We start from the raw sequence: 20,043 nt of genomic DNA, 5'->3' as shown, positions 1-20,043 counted from the left end.
CGCGCGTATTCAGCTGCTGCGTCACAGCGCGCGCGTGCACGGGTCAAGGCGATAACGGGGTCGATCCCGGGAACGAACCGGAGCCGATCCGTGACTGCAGTCGCAGCCCCGCCGATGGCCGCTGGGCCCTTGCGCCAGCCCGCGGTCGCGAGGTTTCACCGGCCCAGTGCGTGTGCGATAGTCGCGACACCGCCGTGTTCGCAGCACGGCGTCGCTGCAATGCAACACGCATCAGCGCAAGAAGCGATTCCGCGGCACACCGGCCAACAGCTTTCCGCGGCACAACACGATCGACCCGTTGTCCTGTGATGTCCACTTCTACACTTGGGGAGGGGTTCATGCTGGAGCAGTACGGTTTGACCTTGGCGCTGGGCTGCGCCGTCATCGCGATCCTTTACGGCATCGTGTCCGCGCGCTGGATCAGCGCTCAACCCGCCGGCAACGAACGAATGCAGGAGATCGCCGGCGCGATCCAGGAAGGCGCACGCGCCTATCTCAACCGTCAGTACATGACCATCGGCATCGCCGGCGCGGTCCTGTTCGTGTTGATCTGGTTCGCGCTCGGCGGGCCGACCGCGATCGGCTTCCTGATCGGTGCGGTGCTCTCGGGCGCGGCCGGCTACATAGGCATGAACGTCTCGGTGCGCGCCAACGTGCGCACCGCCGAGGCCGCGCGCAAGGGCATCGGCCCGGCCATGGACGTCGCCTTCCGCGGCGGCGCGATCACCGGCATGCTCGTGGTCGGCCTGGGCCTGCTCGGCGTGGCCGGTTACTGGCTCGCGCTGGCCAAGCTCGGCGTGACCGGCGAAAAAGCGCTGCACGCCCTGGTCGGCCTGGCCTTCGGCTCGTCGTTGATCTCGATCTTCGCCCGACTCGGCGGCGGCATCTTCACCAAGGGCGCCGACGTCGGCGCCGACCTGGTGGGCAAGGTCGAAGCCGGTATTCCCGAGGACGACCCGCGCAACCCGGCGGTGATCGCCGACAACGTCGGCGACAACGTCGGCGACTGCGCCGGCATGGCCGCGGACTTGTTCGAGACCTACGCGGTCACGGTGATCGCGACGATGTTGCTCGGCAGCCTGATGGCCAGCACGGTCGGCGCCAACGGCGTGCTGTACCCGCTGGTACTCGGCGGCGTGTCGATCATCGCCTCGATCATCGGCGCATTCTTCGTCAAGGTGAAGGCCGGCGGCTCGATCATGGGCGCTCTGTACAAGGGCGTGATCGTCTCGGCAGTGCTCGCGGCGATCGCGTTCTATCCGATCACCACCGAGCTGATGCGCGATGCCAGCCACGGCGCGATGAACCTGTACGGCTGCGCGCTGATCGGCCTGATCCTGACCGGCGCCATCGTCTGGATCACCGAGTACTACACCGGCACCCAGTACGCACCGGTCAAGCACGTCGCCGCCGCATCGACCACCGGCCACGGCACCAACATCATCGCCGGCCTCGGCGTGTCGATGAAGTCGACCGCGCTGCCGGTGATCGCGGTGTGCGTGGCGATCTGGGGCTCGCACGCGCTCGGCGGCCTGTACGGCATCGCCATCGCCGCCACCTCGATGCTGTCGATGGCCGGCATGATCGTCGCCCTCGACGCCTACGGGCCGATCACCGACAACGCCGGCGGCATCGCCGAAATGGCCGAGCTGCCCTCGGACGTGCGCGCGGTCACCGACCCGCTCGACGCCGTCGGCAACACCACCAAGGCGGTGACCAAGGGGTATGCGATCGGTTCGGCGGCGCTGGCCGCGCTGGTGTTGTTCGCCGACTACACCCACAACCTGCAGGCCGCGCATCCGGGCGTGGTGTTCAACTTCGACCTGTCCGACCACATGGTGATCATCGGCCTGCTGATCGGCGGCCTGATCCCCTACCTGTTCGGCGCGATGGCGATGGAAGCCGTCGGCCGCGCCGCCGGCGCGGTGGTCGAGGAAGTGCGGCGCCAGTTCCGCGACATTCCCGGAATCATGGAAGGCACCGGCAAGCCGCAGTACGACCGCGCCGTCGACATGCTGACCAAGTCGGCGATCAAGGAAATGATCGTGCCTTCGCTGCTACCGGTCGCAGTGCCCGTGGTCGTCGGCCTGTTGCTCGGGCCGAAGGCGCTCGGCGGCTTGCTGATCGGCACCATCGTCACCGGCCTGTTCGTCGCCATCTCGATGACCACCGGCGGCGGCGCCTGGGACAACGCCAAGAAGTACATCGAAGACGGCCACCACGGCGGCAAGGGCTCGGAAGCGCACAAGGCCGCCGTCACCGGCGATACCGTCGGCGACCCGTACAAGGACACCGCCGGCCCGGCGATCAACCCGCTGATCAAGATCATCAACATCGTCGCCTTGCTGTTGGTGCCGCTGTTGCCGGTGACGGGAATGGGCGATGCTTCCGCCACCCACGGCGTCAGCGAAGCCGCGCTGACCGCGCCGGCGACCGACGTCGGCGGGCCGGTGGACTCGGGCGCAATCGATGCATCGGGTCCGACCGAGGCCGTCGACAGCGAAGCATCCACGCCGGCATCGTCAGGCAGCGCCAAGCTCTACTTCGACGTCGGTTCGGCCACCCCGCCGGCCAGCGCCGAGGCCGATCTGGCCGGCGTGGTCGCCGCACTGAATGCCGAGCCGTCGACGAAGGCCCGCATCTCCGGCTTCCACGACGAGTCCGGCGGCGCGGCGACCAATGCCGAGCTGGCCAAGGAGCGCGCGCAAGCGGTGCAGGGCTGGCTGGAATCGCAGGGCATCGGCGCCGACCGCATCGTCCTCGACAAACCGATGGTCACCACCGGCGGCGGCAGCGCCGAAGAAGCGCGGCGAGTGGAAGTGAAAGTCGAGTAAGCGCACCGGCATCGGCCCGACAGCCGATGCCGCTTCGCAAAACCGAAAACGGCGGCCTGGGCCGCCGTTTTCTTTTGCTTGTCTTCCCGCCTCTACCCGCTACCTCGAGAATGCATTCGCCGCGATATCGAACCAGGGCGTGCACACGAGTTGCTGCCGTTCGGCGACCGCAAACGAGGCGCGCCAGAGCTCGACCTCGCCTATCGTCTCCGGCGCGTTGAAATCGCCGTCGTCGAACGTCGCTACGCCGAGACACCAGCGCAAGCGCTTCGGCGCATCGGCGCCAGGTATCGCGAACTCGAAACGCCCTGCCGTCTCCGCGCCCGCCGGTACACGAATCGCCAACGGCGTCGGCGGCAAGGTCGGCGCAGGTCGCGGCAGGGGCGATGCCGCATGGCTCAACGAAACATCGCCGTTCTCGGTCTGCACGGTCGGCGCCGCGATCGCGCCGGCCTTCTGTCGCCCTGTCGCCACGGCGTGGCGGTCGCCGCGATCGAACACCGCGAGCGGTCCATCGCCGAGGTTGTGCAGGCGATAGCCCACCGTCAACACGCGTTTCGACGCCGCATAAGCGAACTCGGCTTCGAGCGCGACGCCGCGGCCTTGCACCTTCGCGATAGGGACGGCAGCCGAAGCGCGGTCAGCAGGCATGGGGACGGACTCCGCGGATGAAGAGGGTTGAGCATGCACGCAGGCGCTCGCGGCGAGCGCCATCGAACACACGAGCAGGCGGCGAATGCAGGCGTAACGAGGGTACTGCGTCGACTTCATGCCAGGACTCGTCTCGGGTACGGAGGATCGGCGCACGCGGCAGAAGATCGCGGCCACCACAGCGCGCGTCCTATCCAGGAATAAGAACGACTATCCGCCGATCCTAGACAAAGTCGGACAGCCCGCGATGAACGCGGGCTGCCGCTCGTCGCTCCTGAGACCGTCGTCGCGATGCGCGATGAATGGCGCGCCGTCAGAGCGAATAACTCGGCCGGTCCGGCAAGCCGAGCTCGCCGCGGATGCCGTTCTCGGTCAGGTGGTCGGGATTGGCGGTGGTCTTGGGCGTATTGGGGTCGCCGTCGAAATCGTAGGCTGGCGCACTGGTCTCCAGGCCGACCGCCTGGCGTTCGGCGTTCGGCACCTCGCCGTTGTCGGGCCCGGTGCCGCGATAGGTGCCCGGCTGGAAGGTGCCGGTGACACCGTTATAGGCGTGCGACATCTCGTGATACAGCACCACCACCGGCGCCGGGAACTCGGCCATGTGGAACGAAGGGTTGTAGCTGATCTGCACGTCGCCACCGGCGCCGGGCTTGCCGTTGACGATGTCGGCGTCGTTGCTGAAGGTCTGGGCGTAGCCGTTCTGCTCGTTCGCCAGTTCCTTGATGGTGACGGAGTTGCCGCGCGCGGCCGCCTTATCGAACTCGGCCAGCATCTGCTGGCCGTTCGGCGAGCTGCGCAGGAACTCGATCTCGGCGCCGACGCGCTGCCTGAACGCGTCCGAGCCCTCGATGGTCACGCCCTTGCTGGCGCTGATCTCGACGTTGATCACCGTGTTGCGGGCGCCGGTGGCGGCGTTGATGAGGTCGCTGGCCTGCTGCGCATACACCGTATCGTGGCCGGAGCGGTTGTCGACCGTGTCCTTGCCGGCGCCGGTGTAGACCGCATCGTCGCCGTCGCCGCCGCGCAAGCTGTCGTCGTCGAGGCCGCCCGACAGCATGTCCTTGCCCGCGCCGCCGTCGAGCGTGTCCTGGCCCTGGCCGCCTTCGAGGAAGTCCACGCCGTTGCCGCCACCGAGCGTGTCGACGCCGTCGCCGCCATAGACCACGTCGTCGCCATCGCCGGCATCGAGACGGTCGTCGCCGCGGTTGCCGAACACATCGTCGCGGCCGGCGCCGGTGGCGACGACATCGTTGCCGAGGCCGCCGTCGATGCGGTCGTTGCCGGCGCCGGTAGCGATCTTGTCGTCGCCGGCGCCGCCGTCAACGACGATGTTCACTTTCACGTTCGAGGCGACGTTGATGGTGTCGTTGCCGGCGCCGCTGCGAATGGTCAGCTCCTGATTCTCGCCCAGGCGCACCTCGTATTTCTCGCCGTTGATGCCGACATCGAGGGTGCCGTCGTCGCGCTGGGTGATCTGCACGTCGTCGTTCTTGGCGCCGGTGGTCAGCACGACCTGATCGGTGCTGACATAGGTACGCCCCAGGCCGGCGTCGGCGAGGGTCTGCTCGCGCGCTATCGACACTTCGGCGCCCTGGTGCAGCGGATCGATCTGCACGGTCTTGCCGTCCGGCGTGCGGCCCTCGCTGCGCTGCTGAGGATTGGTGTCGTTGCCGTCGATCGCCACCGCACCGTCCAGCGCCGGGCGGTCCGGCTCGGCAAGCTCGGCGACCGCCGCTTCGGCAGTCACCGGCGGCTGCGGCTCGGCCAGGCGGTTCGGGTCGGCGGCGATCGGATCGTTCCAGTAAGAATCGGCCGGCGGCGCGGAACGGGTGGCGTCGAGCTGTACGGACATGGCAAGCCTGCGATGGACGGAGTACGAGCCTCCTAGATACGCAGACGTATGGCCGCATCCAAGCTAGGGCGTACCCACGCTAGGGTCGACCCCAGGAGCGCCCGAACGCCGGCCCGACGGCGCGCGACGAGGAGTTACCAGGCTTCGACTTCGTAGATGCGGGTCGCCGGATCGGCCGGGTCCTGCGCCGGTTGGCTCACGTCCAGGCGCACATAACGCGCCCGCGTCGGGGCGATGCGATGCACGCTGACGCCGTCGACGTTGTCGTCGGCCTTCGCCACCTGCCGCCAGCTCGCGCCATCGCTCGACACCGACAGCGCGAATGCACGCGTGTTCATCGCAGCCGCTTCGCCGCCGGCTTGCGCATGCTTGACGGTGAAGCCGCGCAGCTCGCGCTCGGCTTGCAGATCGATGCGCAGCCAGGCCGGCCGCTGCAGCGAACAGAACTTGTCGTGGGTTTTGCTGGCGAGCAAGCCGTTGACCGCCTTCTCCGCTTCCTCGCCGGGCTTGCAGATCGCCGAGCCGGTGGCCGGGCGATGCAAGGCGAGATTGGCTCGCGCGGGCTCGCCCGCGTATGCGAGGGCGGTCGGCCAGGACACGGCGAGCACTACCCACACGATCGGCCAGCGATTCATGGCGCCCCCTGCTGCGCCAGCCAGGCGCGTTTGCTGACCTCGGCGGTCTTGTGCTCGCCGTCGTGGCTCCAACCCGGCGGCATGATCGGATACAGCAACTTGTTCCTCCATCCGGGCGCGGTGGCGACGTCGCGCAGCAAGGCAGCGAATTCGCCCAGATACGCATCGAGAAAACTGCCGGGTTTCAGCGGCCGGGTGATGCCGTATTCGATCCGCACGTCCTCGCGCTGCGGCTGATAGGTGCGGAACACGCGGTCCCAGACATTGAGCAGATTGCAGAAATTGGTGTCCATGTAGACCGCGTTGCGCGCGTGATGCACGCGGTGGTGCGCCGGCGTCAGGATCACCCGATGCAGCAACCCCAGGCGCCCGTCCTTGAGCGCGTGCTCGCCCAGGTGGATGAACTGCCCCCACAGCCCGTCGACGAACATGATCAGCAACAGCAGCGGCGGCTCGACCCCGGCCAGGATGCAGATCGTAGTGCGCACCAGATCCGCGTAAGGCGCTTCCAGGAACAAATGCGCGTAATTGACCGACAGATTCATCGCCACCGGCGCGTGATGAGTCGAGTGCAGGCACCACAGCAAGCGCACCTTGTGGGCGAGGTAGTGGTAGACGAAATGAGCGAACTCCCAGACCAGGTAGCCGTAGATCAGCCCGGGCGCGCTGATGCCGACCTGGAACGGCGCATACGGCTGGAACAGGCCGATGCACAAGGTCACCACGCCGAAGGTCAGGAAGGTCGAGATCAGCCGGTTGGCCAGCAGAGTCAGGAACGGGAGCTTGTAGTCCTCGAGCTTGAAGCGGCGTTGGGCGACGGTGCGCAACAGCTCGTATACCAGCAGGATCGGGATGACCGGGTACAACAAGGCCGCGGCCCCGTCGGCGCTGAGCAGCGCCCGGTAGCCCTGCTCGGCCAACAGCTGCAGCAAGGCCCCCAGGCCGAAGAAACCGATCAGCTCCTGCTCGACATAGCCCCACCACGCCATCGCCGCCCTCGCATTTGTATCGATCTAAATGCAGGATTAACACCCCACGCGGAGAGCGGCAAGCGCACCGGCCGAAACCCTGCCCGCCTCGTATTGGACGGCGCCTGGACGCTTTTTGACACGATCGCCACCGGCGTTCGATCACCGCGTCGCTCGGATGCGGTTGGCCGCCGATGCGCGCACGAAGCCGTTGTTTTACCGCCGATTGGACATTTACGCGGGCCGCGGCTCCCGGCTGAGCCCACCTGCCCCTGTGCTGCAACGCAGCACCCAGCCGCGTAGAATGGCCCTCTTTCTTTCACCGCCCGCCTTCCGGCGGGCCTCAGCAGTCGGAGCACACATGGGTCTGGACCTCGTTTCCACCGGCAAGAATCCGCCGCACGAGATCAACGTCATCATCGAAATCCCGAAGGATGCCGAGCCGGTCAAGTACGAGGTCGACAAGTCCTCCGGCGCCATCTTCGTCGACCGCATCCTGTCGACCCCGATGCGCTATCCCTGCAACTACGGCTACGTCCCGCACACCGTCTGCGGCGACGGCGACCCGGCCGACGTGCTGGTGATCCTGCCGCTGCCGCTGATCCCCGGCTCGGTGATCCGCTGCCGTCCGGTGGCCGTGCTGAAGATGTCCGACGAAGCCGGCAGCGACGAAAAGCTGCTCGCCGTGCCGGTCGACAAGGTCTTCGCCGGCTACAGCCACATCCACGACATCGAACAGGTCAGCCCGCACTGGCTCGAGCGCATCGGCCACTTCTTCGAGCACTACAAGGATCTGGAGAAGGGCAAGTGGGTCAAGCTCGACGGTTGGGGCAACGCCGAGGAAGCCAAGAAGATCCTGGTCGAAGCCATCGAGCGCTACGCGGCCACCTCGGAAGAAGACAAGCCGAAGTTCTGATCTTCGATAGATCGGCATAACAACAAAAAGCCGCCTTCGGGCGGCTTTTTGTTTCCCTGGCTAATCGGCCAGAACCAACGCCCACAACCTCGCCGGCCGCCACCACAAAAAACTACGGCCCCTTTCGGGGCCGTAGTCGTATTGCGGTACTACCTGACGCTTATCAGAAGCGCTGGGTGTACTTCATGTACACGAAGCGACCGATGTCGAAGCTGCCGTTGTAGGCGAAGCTGCTGTTCGGCTGGCTGTACATGGTCTGGCCGACGTGGTCGAACACGTTGTTCGCGCCCACCGCCACCGTGGCGTTCCACGGGGTGTTGTAGCGAACCTGCACGTCGTGGAACGTGTTGGCGCCCACTTCGCGGATCGGCTGGATGCCCTTGTAACCCGACTGGTAGTTCGGCTTGTCGCATTCCGCGCCGCCGCTCAGGTTATACGCGCATTCTTCCTTCAGGCCGGAGTAGTAACGCACGCCCCAGCTTGCGCCGAAGTCGCCGCGGCTCCAGTCGGCGTTCAAGTTCGAACGCACGCGGAAGTTGCTCAGGCCATCGGCGACCCAGCTCGTACGCTGCTCGACCGGCGTGGTGGACTCGCCGTCGCGCTTGTATTCCAGGTAGTCGACGTAGGTCGTCTTCCAGGTGAACGAGAAGTTGCCGAAGCGGGTGTCGGTCAGACGGTAGGCGATGCCGAGGTCGTAACCGGCCGTTTCCTGGTAACCGCCGTTGATCAGGTTGCGGGTCACGCCCACGACCTGGCCGTCGGTGTCGCGCACGAAGCGGCCGCAGGCCGAATCGATACCGAGCACGTAGCAGTTGTTGAGGATCGAGGTGACGGTTTCAGCCGCGATGACGTCGTCGATCTTGATCTTCCACCAGTCCAGGCTGACGTCGAGGCCGCTGACGTAGCTCGGGCTGTAGACGAAACCGATGCTGGTCGACTTCGAGGTTTCCGGCATCAGGTTCGGGTTCGAACCGGACAGGAAAGCGCTGTCGGACTGAGCGTTCGGGCCGGTGGCCGGACGGCCGCCGGAAGCGACCTGGCGGAAGTTCGCCGGGACCACGCCTGCGCAACGTGCAGCGACCTGCGGGTTACGCACGGCCGAGCCGAACGAGGTGTCGCACGGGTCGGTGTAGTTGTCGAAGCTCTCGCTGACGCCGCCGTACAGGTCGGCCACGGTCGGGGCGCGGAAGCCCGTCGCGTAGGTGCCGCGCACCAGCAGGTCGTCGATCGGCTTCCACTTCAGGCTGAACTTGCCGTTGGTGGTGTCGCCGAAGGTGTTGTAGTCCGAGTAACGGCCGGCGAGGCTGAACGACAGTTCCTTCGCGAAGGCCACGTCGGCCAGCACCGGCACGGCGAGTTCGACGTAGAACTCGTCGAGCGAGTAGCCGCCCTGGGTTTCGCTACCGGCCAGGTCGGTGCTCAGGCCCGACTGCAGCAGGGCGTCCGGCGAGTAGTGCGCCGATTCCTTGCGGTGCTCGTAACCGGCCGCCAGGCCGAGGTCGCCCGCCGGCAGCGTGGCGAGCACGCCGCTGAGGTTGAGGCTGTAGACCTCGGTCTTGGTGGTCGAGGTGTCGTGGGTCGGCAGGTACAGGTACTTCTGCAGATCCTTGTTGTTCAACGAACCCGGTGCGTTGACGTCCGGACCCAGCAGCGGGTTCCACGCCAAGCAGTCGGCGATCGGGTTGGCCGCGGTGCCGCAACGGGCGACGCCGCTCGCGTCGATGAACGACGGGCCCAGGGCCTTCTCGGCGTGCGGCAGGTACAGATTGCCGGTGCCGGTCTTGACGCCCTTGTTCTGGTTGTACATGTAACCGGCGTCCCAATCCCACGGCTTGCCGGCCAATTCGAACGAACCTTCCAGACCGCCGCTGAAGCGATAGGTGGTCAGCTCGGACTTGGTCTGGCGCGGCACTTCCCAGCCACGGCGGAAGAAGTCGGCATCACGACCCAGCGGGTTGAATGCGCTGCCGGCCTTCAGGCTCAGGTCGCCTTCGTAGCGATCACTGAAACCGGTGGAACGGAACGGATAGCCGGCGATCTGCTGGGTGGCTTCGCGGTCCGTGTACAGGACGTCGGCCTTGGCGCGCAGGTTGTCGGTGATGTCGAACTCGGCGTTGGCGAACACCGAACGACGCTCCAGGCCGGTCGAGAGATACATCTGCTCGTTGGCGTTGGCCATGTCCGTGAGACCGTTGGTCTCATGGAAGTTGTTCTTGTCCTTGGTGTTCGTCGTGCCACGGTTCGCGGTCAGGAGAACGTCGTTGTCCGGATCGGCGTCGCCGAGGGTATCGATCAACGTACCCCACTGATTGATAGCGCTCCAACCGTTGCTGCGCACGCCGCCGTTGGCGCCGCCCAGATCGGGGAACGGATGGCCACGACCGTTCGGGTAGCGAGTGAAGGCGCGATCGCGGGCCATGACCGGATCTTCCTTGCTGTACTCGGCGCCCAAGGTCACCGAACCGCGCTCGCCGGTCTGGCCGACGACGAAGTTATAGACTTCCTTGTTGCCGTCGCCCTGGCCGTACTGGCCGAGGTAGGCGCTGGCTTCGAGGCCGTCGAAACGCTTGCGGGTGATGATGTTGACCACGCCGGCGATCGCGTCCGAACCGTACAGGGCCGAAGCGCCGTCGGTGAGGACTTCGATGCGCTCGACGATCGAGCTCGGGATCGACGCCAGGTCGGAGTAACCGCTGGAGCTGATGCCCATGCGCTTACCGTCGATCAGCACCAGCGTGCGCTGCGGGCCGAGGTTGCGCAGGTCGACGTACTGGCCGCCCACGTCTTCGCCCGACGCCAGCGCGTCGGCGCGCGAGATCGCCGGCGAACCGGTGGCGGTGATGTTCTGGACGATGTCCGCGACGCTCGTGAAGCCCTGCTTCTGGATGTCGGCGCGCGTCATCGTGACGACCGGCTGCGAGGTTTCCAGATTCGCCTGACGGATGCGCGAACCGGTGACTTCGATGCGGTCGAGGGTGGTGGTGGCCTGATTGGAGGCGTCGGCTTCCTGTGCGCCGGCGATCGCCGGAATCAGGGCCGTCACTAACGCCGTGGCGATGGCGGACGGCAGCAAGCCGTACCGCGCCGCGGGGCGCAGACTGCGATGGTTCATCTATCTCTCTCCAGTAATCTCGTTATGGGCGTGTTAAAACGCTTTGCAAAAGTACGACCCGCAAGCCGATGCTGCTTTGCCCTTGAGGCCGGGAGACTTTGCCGATTGAGTCGTCGCGGTCGTGGTCACAACGCAACGATGCAATCAAGCGCCGATGAAAACGCGATGCGCGCGTCGCGATCGAACCTCGACAGCGAGTCGATGCGACGACGCACTCAGGCGATGCGCAGGTTTGCGCGCGAAGACGAGAAAGTTTGCCGATGCTGTCGATGCGTTCGGCATGAACGACCGATAAATCGAAACGGCGGCGATCGCGGCATCGCACCGCGCATGGCTGCGCAACGATTCAGCGCAGGTTGCTGGAGAAAGAAGTCGCAATGGCGCTGCGTGCTGGGAGATCGCGTGCGGCGATCGTGCCGGGCTGGCCCTGCGCTCGTGGCCGGGGCCACGATCGTCGCCGAAGTTTCGATGCGCGCGCGGCGCGCATTCGAAACTTCAGCGGTCGTCCTGTTTGCGTATTGCAGGTGTTGCGTACGACGCGTGCGCCGACCCGTGTATCGCGATCGATGCCTGTCGCAGTAATCGACTCGACTTATGCGGCCTTGCGCAGCTGTGCGGCCGCCGGTTTCGCCGATGCCAATTGGGCCGATTCCAGCTTGGCGCTGGCCGCGGCGCTGCGGTAACGCGTCGCCGAGGTGCCGAAGCGGGCGCGGAAGGCGCGGGCGAAGCTGCAGCAATTGTCGAAGCCGCTGGCGGCGGCGACTTCGCCGATCATCATCGAGGTGTTCTTGAGCAGATCGGCCGCGTGCTCCAGACGCATGCGCGCCGACGCCGCCTGCGGGCTCTCCTCATAAAGACTGTGGAAGGTCTTGGAGAAGTACCAGCTCGAGAAGCTCGTCAGTTCGGCCAGTTCGCTGATCCGCACCACGCGGTCGCAGTTGCCTTCCAGGTACAGGCGGGCGCGCTGCAGACGGCCGAACACCTGGCGCTTGCGGCTGCGCGAGCGGCCCGGGCAGCGCTGGATGCGAGCGGTCAGCTCGCGCTGGACGCCTGCCAGGTGCAGCAGGATCGGACGCAGGGCGTTGATGTCCAGGCCACCGTCGGCCTCGCCGTTGCGGGCATGGGCCTGGCGCCACAGGCGCAGGGCGATGCGGGCGTCGTGGCGGCTCATGCGGCCGCGGCCGGCATAGAGGCTGCACTCGGCGAGCCGGGTCATGGCCTTGATCGCGTCGGCGGTCAGGTTAAGGCCGACGCAGACGCCGTAGCGGTCGGCCTGCAGGACCGGCTTGGAGTCGCGTTCGAACGCGATCCAGTCGCCGCGCTTGAGGCGGAACTTACCTTCCTTGGCTTCGACCCAGGAGCTGCCGCGCAGCTGGACCCAGATCGAAAAATGCGTGCCCGACAGCTGGGCGCTGCCGAGACGGGAGACGCCGACGCAACTGGCCTGAATGGCGGGATCCTGAGCGTCCAGCTGCAACAGCTGTCCGCGATCCGCCCACAATGCTTGCTCCATTGGTCCACCTCATGTGCCGAGAATGAGGTGTTGTTTTGCCTAAGTCCGGCGCGCGACTTCAGAAATTTGACGGAGAGTTAGGCGAATTCGGAACGACGTCACAACCGAAGCTTTTCCGAAAGCACATTTGTTTGCAGAATCAATCAGTTGAGCCAGCCGGGCACGAAGGTCTTCGGCTCTTCGGGCAGGTCCATGTAACCGATATCAGCGCCGTCCCACTTGGCCAGGGCCAGATAAACCGCGTCGCCGCGCGGACTCAGGCTGAATCCGTTGATCGCCGAGCGCCGGCTCTGGTCCAGGCACAGGACCGACGGCGGCAACTCCGGCGAGGCGATCCGGCGCAGTAGGGACAGGCAGGTCGGCTGCTGGTCGAGATAGCGCAGCTCGCCGGTCTCGGTCGCCACGTCCCAGAGCCGGTAGCGGTCGGCGACCGGTTCGCCGTCGCCGATGCGACGGACGCTGGCCGGCGTCAGGCCCAGATCCGACTGCCACAGCCCGGCCTCGGTCTGGCGGGTGAACAGCAGACGGTTGCGGGCGCCATCGACGCGAACCTCGGAGACGTCGGCCAACTGGCTCAACAGGCGCCAGGGTGTCAGCCGGCGGTCGAACAGATTCAGGCTCAGGCGGCCGTCGCCGGTGCCGGCCAGGACCAACAGGCGATGCGGGTCGGGCAGTTGCACGGCCTGGATCGGGTCCGGCAGGGGCACCGGCAGGCGGGTCACGCGGCCGCTGGCCGGGACGATCTCGTGGACCACGTTGCGGCCTTCGGCGTCCGGCCCGACCACGGTCACCCGTGCGCTGTCGTTGGACCACGACGGCGCATAGCGTGTACCGGGCTGCACGCCCTGCAGCATGCGCAGCGAATCGGGCTGGTCCATGTCGGCCCACCACAAATGAGTGCTGCCGGAGCGGTCGGAGACGAACACGATCTGGTGCGCGTCGGGGGCGATGGTGGGCAGGATGTCGCGGGCCGAGGACGGGAACAGCGGGTCGACCACGTGCACCGCGCCTTGCGAGGTGTCGCCGAGCACCACCCGGAACAGGCCGAAATAAGGCTTGCGCTGGACGAAGGCCGCGGCCGGCCGCGCAGCCGCCACCGCCGGCGCCTGCGCCGACTCGATGCCGAGGTCGCGGGCCTGACCGGTGTCCAGGTCGAGACGAAACATGCGGGTGTCGCCGTCGATCATCCGCCCGAACAGAATGTTGCGGCTGTCCGGCAACCAGTCCCAGCCGCGCACGTCGGCGCTGAGGTGGCTGAGCCGTTCGGCCTTGCCGCCTTCGGCCGGCAGGCGCCAGAAATCGCCCTGCGGGCTGTTGCGAACGAACACCAGCCAACGCCCGTCCGGCGAAAACCGCGGCGACAGGTCGAGGTTGCCGGCGCCGGGCTGATACGGCACCGCGCGCCACTCGCCGCTGGCGAGGTCGAGCACGCGCATGCCGACGATGCCCTGCGGGGTCCACATGCTGCCGAAGATCAGGCCACGGCCGTCGCCGGTCCAGTCGAAGGTCGGCGGGTTGCGCGAGTCGCACGTGCCGACTTCGCGCTCGGCGCCGCCGTTGGCGGCGATCACCAGCACCCGGCACGACACCCCGGGTTCCAGACGCAGGAAGGCGATCGAACGACCGTCCGGCGACCACGCCGGGGCGCTGTCCTCGGCCTGGCCATTAGGTTGGGTGAGCTGGCGCGGCGGGGTCTGGTCGGTGGTCTGCACCAGGATGGCGGTGCCGCGCTGGCCTTCGGGTATCGCCACGTAGGCCACCATCGCCGCATCCGGCGACAAGGTCGGGGCGAGCTCGAAGCCGGGCATGGAAGTGATCAGGCGATACGGGCGCGGGGTATTGGTCGCGCGCGCCGGGTCGACCGCCGGCACGGCCGCCTGCGTTTGCGGCTGGCGCGCGAGCGACCACCACACCAGGCCGCCGACCAGGCCGATCACCAGCGCGATCACGCCGACGATCGAACGCCAGGTGCCGCGCGGACGCGGGTGGTTCGGCAAGGGCACCGGTTCGACACGCTCGTCGATCAGCGCCGCCGGCGCGGTCGATATTTCAACGTCGTCGGCCGGCTCGTGGTGGGTGGAGGCCGCGCTCTCCTGCGGCAGCCATTCGACCTCAGCCAGCAGGCGGTAGCCGTTCTTGGCGATGGTCTCGATGTAGCGCGGATTGCCGCGGTCTTCGTCGAAGGCCTTGCGCAGTTGGGTGATGGCCTGAGTGACGACGTCGTCGGTAGGCAAGGTGTCGGGCCAGACCTCGGTCAGCAGCGCATCGCGGCTGACCACGCGGTCGGCGTGTTCGACGAGCACCAGCAGCACGCCCATCGATTTGGGCGTGATGCGGCGAGGCCGACGGGCGCCCGGTGCGCGGATCTCGCGCAAGGGGATGTCGACCAGGCACTCCCCCACCCGCAGCTGCTCGGCGGGCGGAGTCGGTAACGATGGCTCGTGAATTCGCGGCATGAATCCTGCTGATGATGCGCACTCGCCCGCCGCCGGTCATGTGCCTGAACGCATGGGCGGCGAAACGACAAACCGACATATCCGGCATGGCGCGATGGCGCAATCGGAAAAGCGCGTTGGAACCGCCTATTCTAGCGTCCGCGAAGCTGAGCCGGACCTGTTCGAGTGACGCAGGCGGCCCCAAACCGGCCAAAACCCCGGAACGTATCGTTCCAAAAGGGCTCCGGGCCCGCGCATTGTCCTGTAACCCGGGGGTGTTACAGCCTCACTGCCGCTCGTTGCGCAGGATGGTCAGGCCGATCAGGCGCGACACCACCGCGGCGATATACCCCACCCCGGCGAACTGCTCGAACATGGTCAGCACCCGCGCCGCCGGACTCATCGGCAAGATATCGCCGAGGCCGACCGCCGACAGATTGGTGAAGCTCAGGAACAACAGTTCGAGCCAGGTACGCGGCTCGCCCGGGCGCTCGGCACCGGTGAAACTGCCCGGGTACCAGGCCTGGCAGACCAGGAAGGCGTAGGCGAAGCCCCAGGCCAACAGGGTGAAGGTCGCCCCGGCCGCGAACAGTTCGTCGGCGGTCACCCGATGGTCGCTCATCATGTAGGCGATCAGGGCGCCGGCGGCGTAGAAGTACAGCGCCGCCTCCAGCGCCGACGAGGCGATCAGCAGGTCCGGGCTGGCGAACAGCACCGACAACACCGACAGCACGAACGCCGGCACCGCGATGATCCAGGCGATCCACTTGATCGCCGGGCTGCGGTTGACCACCCACACCGCCAGCGCCAGCACCAGCACGCCGAAGGCGCCGAACACCACCCGCCCGCCGCCGGACGGCTCGAACAGGGGATAGGCGAGCATGCTCAGCAGTTGCGCCGCGAGCAGGAAGGCCGAGGGATGGCGTCGCGCGTGGACGCGCCATTTGAGGGAAGTGTAGCTACGGTCGCTCATGCGGCGAGAGTGTGCAGGACTTGGCGGACGGCGCACAGAGGGGTGAGCCTCGCAACCGCTTCAAGAGTAGGAGCGGCGCAAGCCGCGATCAGCCGAGGAGGCCGAATACCACGCAAGCCTCCGAAGCGGCAGGCATCCGGATCGCATTCGATCAGAGCCGTGGGGCTTCGGGAGTTCGGGACTTCGGCTACTACGCTTTCGTACGACGCTTTGGTTAGTCGCGGCTTGCGCCGCTCCTACCCAACGGCAAAAGATCGGGCATCCGCGCATCGGAACTTCGGCTGCGACGCTTTCGTACGACGCTTCGGTTGGTCGCGGCTTATGCCGCTCCTACAGGAGAAGCGGCGCGATGTTGGAAATCCGGCACGACGCAGCCGCGTCGCGCCGGATTTTCTCGACGGCCTGCGACGATCAGGCGCGGCGATAGACTTCCGCGCCCTGGGCGCGGAACTCGGCGGCCTTTTCGGCCATGCCCTCGTCGAGCGCGGCGACTTCTTCGACGCCGTGTTCCTTGGCGTAGTCGCGCACGTCCTGGGTGATCTTCATCGAACAGAAATGCGGGCCGCACATCGAGCAGAAGTGCGCGACCTTGTGCGCGTCCTTCGGCAGGGTCTCGTCGTGGTACTCGCGGGCGCGCTCCGGATCGAGGCCGAGGTTGAACTGGTCTTCCCAACGGAACTCGAAACGCGCCTTGCTCATCGCGTTGTCGCGCGCCTGCGCGCCCGGGTGGCCCTTGGCCAGGTCGGCCGCGTGCGCGGCGATCTTGTAGGCCATCAGGCCTTCGCGCACGTCGTGCTTGTTCGGCAGGCCCAGGTGCTCCTTCGGGGTGACGTAGCAGAGCATCGCGGTGCCGAACCAACCGATCATCGCCGCGCCGATCGCCGAGGTGATGTGGTCGTAGCCCGGGGCGATGTCGGTGGTCAGCGGCCCGAGGGTGTAGAACGGCGCTTCGCCGCAGACCTCGAGCTGCTTGTCCATGTTCTCCTTGATCAACTGCATCGGCACGTGGCCGGGGCCTTCGATCATGGTCTGGACGTCGTGCTTCCAGGCGATCTTGGTCAGCTCGCCCAGGGTTTCCAGCTCGCCGAACTGGGCCGCGTCGTTGGCGTCGGCGATCGAGCCCGGACGCAGGCCGTCGCCGAGCGAGAAGGCCACGTCGTAGGCCTTCATGATTTCGCAGATTTCCTCGAAGTGGGTATAGAGGAAATTCTCCTTGTGGTGCGCCAGGCACCACTTGGCCAGGATCGAGCCGCCGCGCGAGACGATGCCGGTCACCCGCTTGGCGGTCAGCGGCACGTAGCGCAGCAGCACGCCGGCATGGATGGTGAAGTAATCCACGCCCTGCTCGGCCTGTTCGATCAGGGTGTCGCGGAAGATCTCCCAGTTGAGTTCTTCGGCGCGGCCGTCGACCTTTTCCAGTGCCTGGTAGATCGGCACCGTGCCGATCGGCACCGGCGAGTTGCGGATGATCCACTCGCGGGTTTCGTGGATGTGCTTGCCGGTGGACAGGTCCATGACCGTGTCGGCGCCCCAGCGGATCGACCACACCAGCTTCTCGACTTCTTCGGCGATGCCCGAGGACACCGCGCTGTTGCCGATGTTCGCGTTGACCTTGGTCAGGAAGTTGCGGCCGATGATCATCGGCTCGCTTTCCGGGTGGTTGATGTTGTTCGGGATGATGGCGCGGCCGCGCGCGACTTCGTCGCGGACGAATTCCGGGGTGATGATTTTCTGGATGTTCGCGCCGAAGCTCTGGCCCGGGTGCTGGGTCAGCAGATGGCCTTCGCGGATCGCTTCCAGGCGCTGGTTCTCGCGGATCGCGATGTATTCCATTTCCGGCGTGACGATGCCGCGGCGCGCGTAATGCATCTGGGTGACGTTGGCGCTGCCCATGGCGCGACGCGGCAACGGCCGGTTGCCAAAACGCACATGGGCGAGCTTGGGGTCGTGCTCGCGCTTGCGGCCGAACTCCGAGGACAGGCCGGTCAGCGCCTCGGTGTCGCCGCGTTCGGCGATCCAGCCGGCGCGCAGCGGCGCCAGGCCGGCAGCCAGGTCGATGACCGCGCCGGTGTCGGTGTAGATGCCCGAGGTGTCGTAGACCGCCAGCGGCGCGTTGTCTTCGCCGCCGAAGATGGTCGGGGTGCGTGCCAGCGCGATCTCGCGCATCGGTACTTGCAGGTCCGGACGCGAGCCTTGCACGTGGATCTTGTGCGAGCCGGGGATCGGGCGGGTAACGTCGGCCGACAGCTTCTCGGCTTGCTGGATCAGTTCGGAGGGCACCGCATTCATCGGAATTCGTCCTGTAGTTCGCTCATTCGAGCCGGGACGAAGCGGGCGGCGCGCGGACGCGCTGAAGGCGCCTCCGGCGAAGCTTCCCTACGGCGGTCTAAACCGCATCAGGTTCGAAGGGTCTGTCTCAACCACCGGGCCGTTCAGGCCATCGGCGGTACCCCCGCTTCAACGCGCATTAGACATGGAAACCGGCGACGGCGCCAATCCGGCGACGGCGGCGATTGCCCGCGATGACCGGGCCGGCTAGGGTTCGGCGATGAAACCGACCCTGCCGCGCCGACGCGCCCACGTTCTGCCCACCCTCGCCGCGCTGGTCGTGGCCCCGCTGGCCATCGCTCTGTCCGCCTGCTCCGGCCCGGCGGCGAAGCCCGGCCCCGCCCCCGGCGCCGCCGCGCCAGCCGCCACCGCGGCGAGCCATCGCTCCGACCTGCTCGACCGCCTGCGCCCGCTGTGCGGCCAGGCCTTCGCCGGGCGCGTCGTCGTCGACACCCCCAAGAGCGCCGACGACCCGTTCGCCGGCAAGCCGCTGGTCATGCACGTGCGCGAATGCGGGGCGAACGAAATCCGGGTGCCGTTCCATGTCGGCGACGACCGCTCGCGCACCTGGGTGCTGCGCGACGATGGCGTGCGCTTCAATCTCAAGCACGATCATCGCCACGCCGACGGCAGCGCCGACGCCATGACGCTATACGGCGGCGACTGGCGCGAATCGCCGCGCGCCGGCCGCTACGAGTTTCCCGCCGACGACGAAAGCAAGGCCTTGTTCGGCAAGCTCGGCCGCGCGGTCTCGATTCCCAATGTCTGGGCGATCGAGATCGACGAGCGCCGCTTCGTCTACGAACTCGCCCGCCCGGGGCGATTGTTCCGGGTCGAATTCGACCTGACCCAACCGGTGTCGGCGCCTCCGCCGCCGTGGGGCAGCTGAGCCACGCCTGACGCGCCGACACTCGCCAGGCCGCGCCGGCTGGCGATAATGCACAGCCGCTCCTTTCATGATCGTGCTGCTTGCACGCCCATGACCCGCCGATGCCTTCGCCTCGGTCCATCGCCCACACGGATGCCACGCCATGAACCTGTTGCGCCATGCTCTGTCCATCGCCTTGCTGCTCGCTTCGCCGCTGGCATCGGCCGCCGACTTCGTCGTCGAAAGCCCCGACATCCGCGACGGCGACACGATCGACGCGCGCTACGTGTTCAACGGTTTCGGCTGCAAGGGCGCCAATCAATCGCCGGCGCTGGCCTGGCACAACCCACCGGCCGGCACCCGCAGTTTCGCGGTCACCGTGCACGATCCCGACGCCGCGGGCGGCAAGGGCTGGTGGCATTGGGTGGTGGTCAACATCCCGGCCAAGGCCACGTTTCTCGACAGCGGCGCGAGCGCGGTTGCGAAGGCCTTCCCGCCGGGCGCCGTGCAGACCCGCAACGATTTCGGCAAGCCCGGTTATGCCGGGCCCTGCCCGCCGGCCGGCACCACGCATCGCTACGAATTCACGGTGTGGGCGCTCAAGGTCGACAAACTCAAGGTCGACGCCAACGCCGGCGGCGCCCTGGCCGCCTTCATGCTGCGCGATCACGTCATCGGCCAGGCCCGGATCACCGCGAACTACGGCCGCTGAGTCCGCGCCGGCGCGTCCCCCGCCCGGGTCCGCGTCCGGCTGGGGACAGGGGCCCGGGCGGCGGCCGATTCCGCCGTTCGCCACATTCCTGCCGCCCCCCACTTGACGCGCCGCACAACGACGGGTTATTGCTAGCCCCATGCACCCCGCCTTCGCCATCGCCCACAACGTCTCGACCCAGCCGCAAGGCGGGGTATCGGCGATTGTGTCGATGTCGATTACCACCACCGGTACCGGTACCACCTC

Annotated in this window: 14 protein-coding genes, 1 pseudogene and 1 riboswitch; of the genes and pseudogenes, 6 read left to right on the top strand and 9 right to left on the bottom strand. The window is 67.0% G+C overall.

Translation table 11 applies throughout. The features are described 5' to 3' along the window. Positions 1-338: 338 nt before the first annotated feature. Positions 339-2,363 (top strand): annotated as a pseudogene (locus LC490_RS17345) (sodium-translocating pyrophosphatase); the annotation flags it as partial. A gap of 12 nt (positions 2,364-2,375) precedes the next feature. Beyond that, positions 2,376-2,834, top strand: a complete 459-nt coding sequence (locus LC490_RS17340; protein WP_223621014.1) for an OmpA family protein — start codon at positions 2,376-2,378, stop codon at positions 2,832-2,834. A 99-nt stretch (positions 2,835-2,933) separates the two neighbouring features. On the opposite strand, the gene LC490_RS17335 is transcribed toward LC490_RS17340, so the two are convergent. The 4 genes from LC490_RS17335 to LC490_RS17320 form a co-directional block, all read right to left on the bottom strand. Further along, positions 2,934-3,662: a hypothetical protein gene (locus LC490_RS17335; protein WP_223620995.1), complete on the bottom strand. Its 729-nt coding sequence runs from the start codon at positions 3,660-3,662 to the stop codon at positions 2,934-2,936. Positions 3,663-3,798: 136 nt separating this feature from the next. Further along, the gene (locus tag LC490_RS17330; protein WP_223620994.1) at positions 3,799-5,337 is read right to left on the bottom strand and encodes a M91 family zinc metallopeptidase; all 1,539 of its coding nucleotides are present in this window, start codon (positions 5,335-5,337) and stop codon (positions 3,799-3,801) included. 134 nt (positions 5,338-5,471) lie between these two features. Further along, positions 5,472-5,972, bottom strand: coding sequence for a discoidin domain-containing protein (locus tag LC490_RS17325; RefSeq protein ID WP_223620993.1), 501 nt, complete (start codon positions 5,970-5,972; stop codon positions 5,472-5,474). Continuing rightward, the gene (locus LC490_RS17320; protein WP_223620992.1) at positions 5,969-6,961 is read right to left on the bottom strand and encodes a sterol desaturase family protein; all 993 of its coding nucleotides are present in this window, start codon (positions 6,959-6,961) and stop codon (positions 5,969-5,971) included. The genes LC490_RS17325 and LC490_RS17320 overlap by 4 nt, the downstream gene beginning before the upstream one ends. A 340-nt stretch (positions 6,962-7,301) precedes the next feature. Between LC490_RS17320 and ppa the strand changes: the two genes are divergently transcribed. After that, a complete protein-coding gene (gene ppa, locus LC490_RS17315; RefSeq protein WP_031370347.1) occupies positions 7,302-7,856 on the top strand; it encodes an inorganic diphosphatase in 555 nt (184 codons plus the stop codon). 163 nt (positions 7,857-8,019) lie between these two features. Here the strand turns inward: ppa and LC490_RS17310 are convergent, their stop codons facing one another. The 3 genes from LC490_RS17310 to LC490_RS17300 form a co-directional block, all read right to left on the bottom strand. Next, entirely contained in the window at positions 8,020-10,968 is a 2,949-nt protein-coding gene (locus LC490_RS17310; RefSeq protein ID WP_223620991.1) for a TonB-dependent receptor, read from the bottom strand. Positions 10,969-11,560: 592 nt separating this feature from the next. After that, the gene (locus tag LC490_RS17305) at positions 11,561-12,481 is read right to left on the bottom strand and encodes a helix-turn-helix domain-containing protein (RefSeq protein WP_223620990.1); all 921 of its coding nucleotides are present in this window, start codon (positions 12,479-12,481) and stop codon (positions 11,561-11,563) included. A gap of 143 nt (positions 12,482-12,624) precedes the next feature. After that, positions 12,625-14,937, bottom strand: a complete 2,313-nt coding sequence (locus tag LC490_RS17300) for a winged helix-turn-helix domain-containing protein (RefSeq protein ID WP_051884320.1) — start codon at positions 14,935-14,937, stop codon at positions 12,625-12,627. Here LC490_RS17300 and LC490_RS17295 point away from each other — a divergent pair. Further along, entirely contained in the window at positions 14,936-15,106 is a 171-nt protein-coding gene (locus tag LC490_RS17295) for a hypothetical protein (RefSeq protein ID WP_161786062.1), read from the top strand. The two genes, LC490_RS17300 and LC490_RS17295, sit on opposite strands and share 2 nt — an antisense overlap. 96 nt (positions 15,107-15,202) lie before the next feature. Here LC490_RS17295 and LC490_RS17290 read toward each other — a convergent pair whose 3' ends face one another. Together LC490_RS17290 and thiC are read right to left on the bottom strand one after the other, a co-directional pair. After that, on the bottom strand, positions 15,203-15,889 hold the full coding sequence (locus LC490_RS17290) for an ion channel (RefSeq protein ID WP_031370343.1): 687 nt from the start codon (positions 15,887-15,889) through the stop codon (positions 15,203-15,205). A gap of 411 nt (positions 15,890-16,300) precedes the next feature. Next, entirely contained in the window at positions 16,301-18,178 is a 1,878-nt protein-coding gene (gene thiC, locus LC490_RS17285) for a phosphomethylpyrimidine synthase ThiC (protein WP_223620989.1), read from the bottom strand. Positions 18,179-18,244: 66 nt separating this feature from the next. Further along, positions 18,245-18,353: riboswitch (TPP riboswitch) on the bottom strand. A gap of 84 nt (positions 18,354-18,437) precedes the next feature. Here thiC and LC490_RS17280 point away from each other — a divergent pair. Then, positions 18,438-19,106, top strand: coding sequence for a hypothetical protein (locus LC490_RS17280; protein ID WP_223620988.1), 669 nt, complete (start codon positions 18,438-18,440; stop codon positions 19,104-19,106). Positions 19,107-19,248: 142 nt separating this feature from the next. Further along, positions 19,249-19,797: a YbhB/YbcL family Raf kinase inhibitor-like protein gene (locus LC490_RS17275; RefSeq protein WP_223620987.1), complete on the top strand. Its 549-nt coding sequence runs from the start codon at positions 19,249-19,251 to the stop codon at positions 19,795-19,797. Positions 19,798-20,043 lie beyond the last annotated feature (246 nt).

This window comes from Lysobacter sp. ESA13C, from assembly GCF_019970005.1.
GTDB lineage: Bacteria > Pseudomonadota > Gammaproteobacteria > Xanthomonadales > Xanthomonadaceae > Lysobacter > Lysobacter antibioticus_B.
Note: the sequence above shows the minus strand (reverse complement) of the source record. Positions and strands in the feature narration are given on the sequence as shown.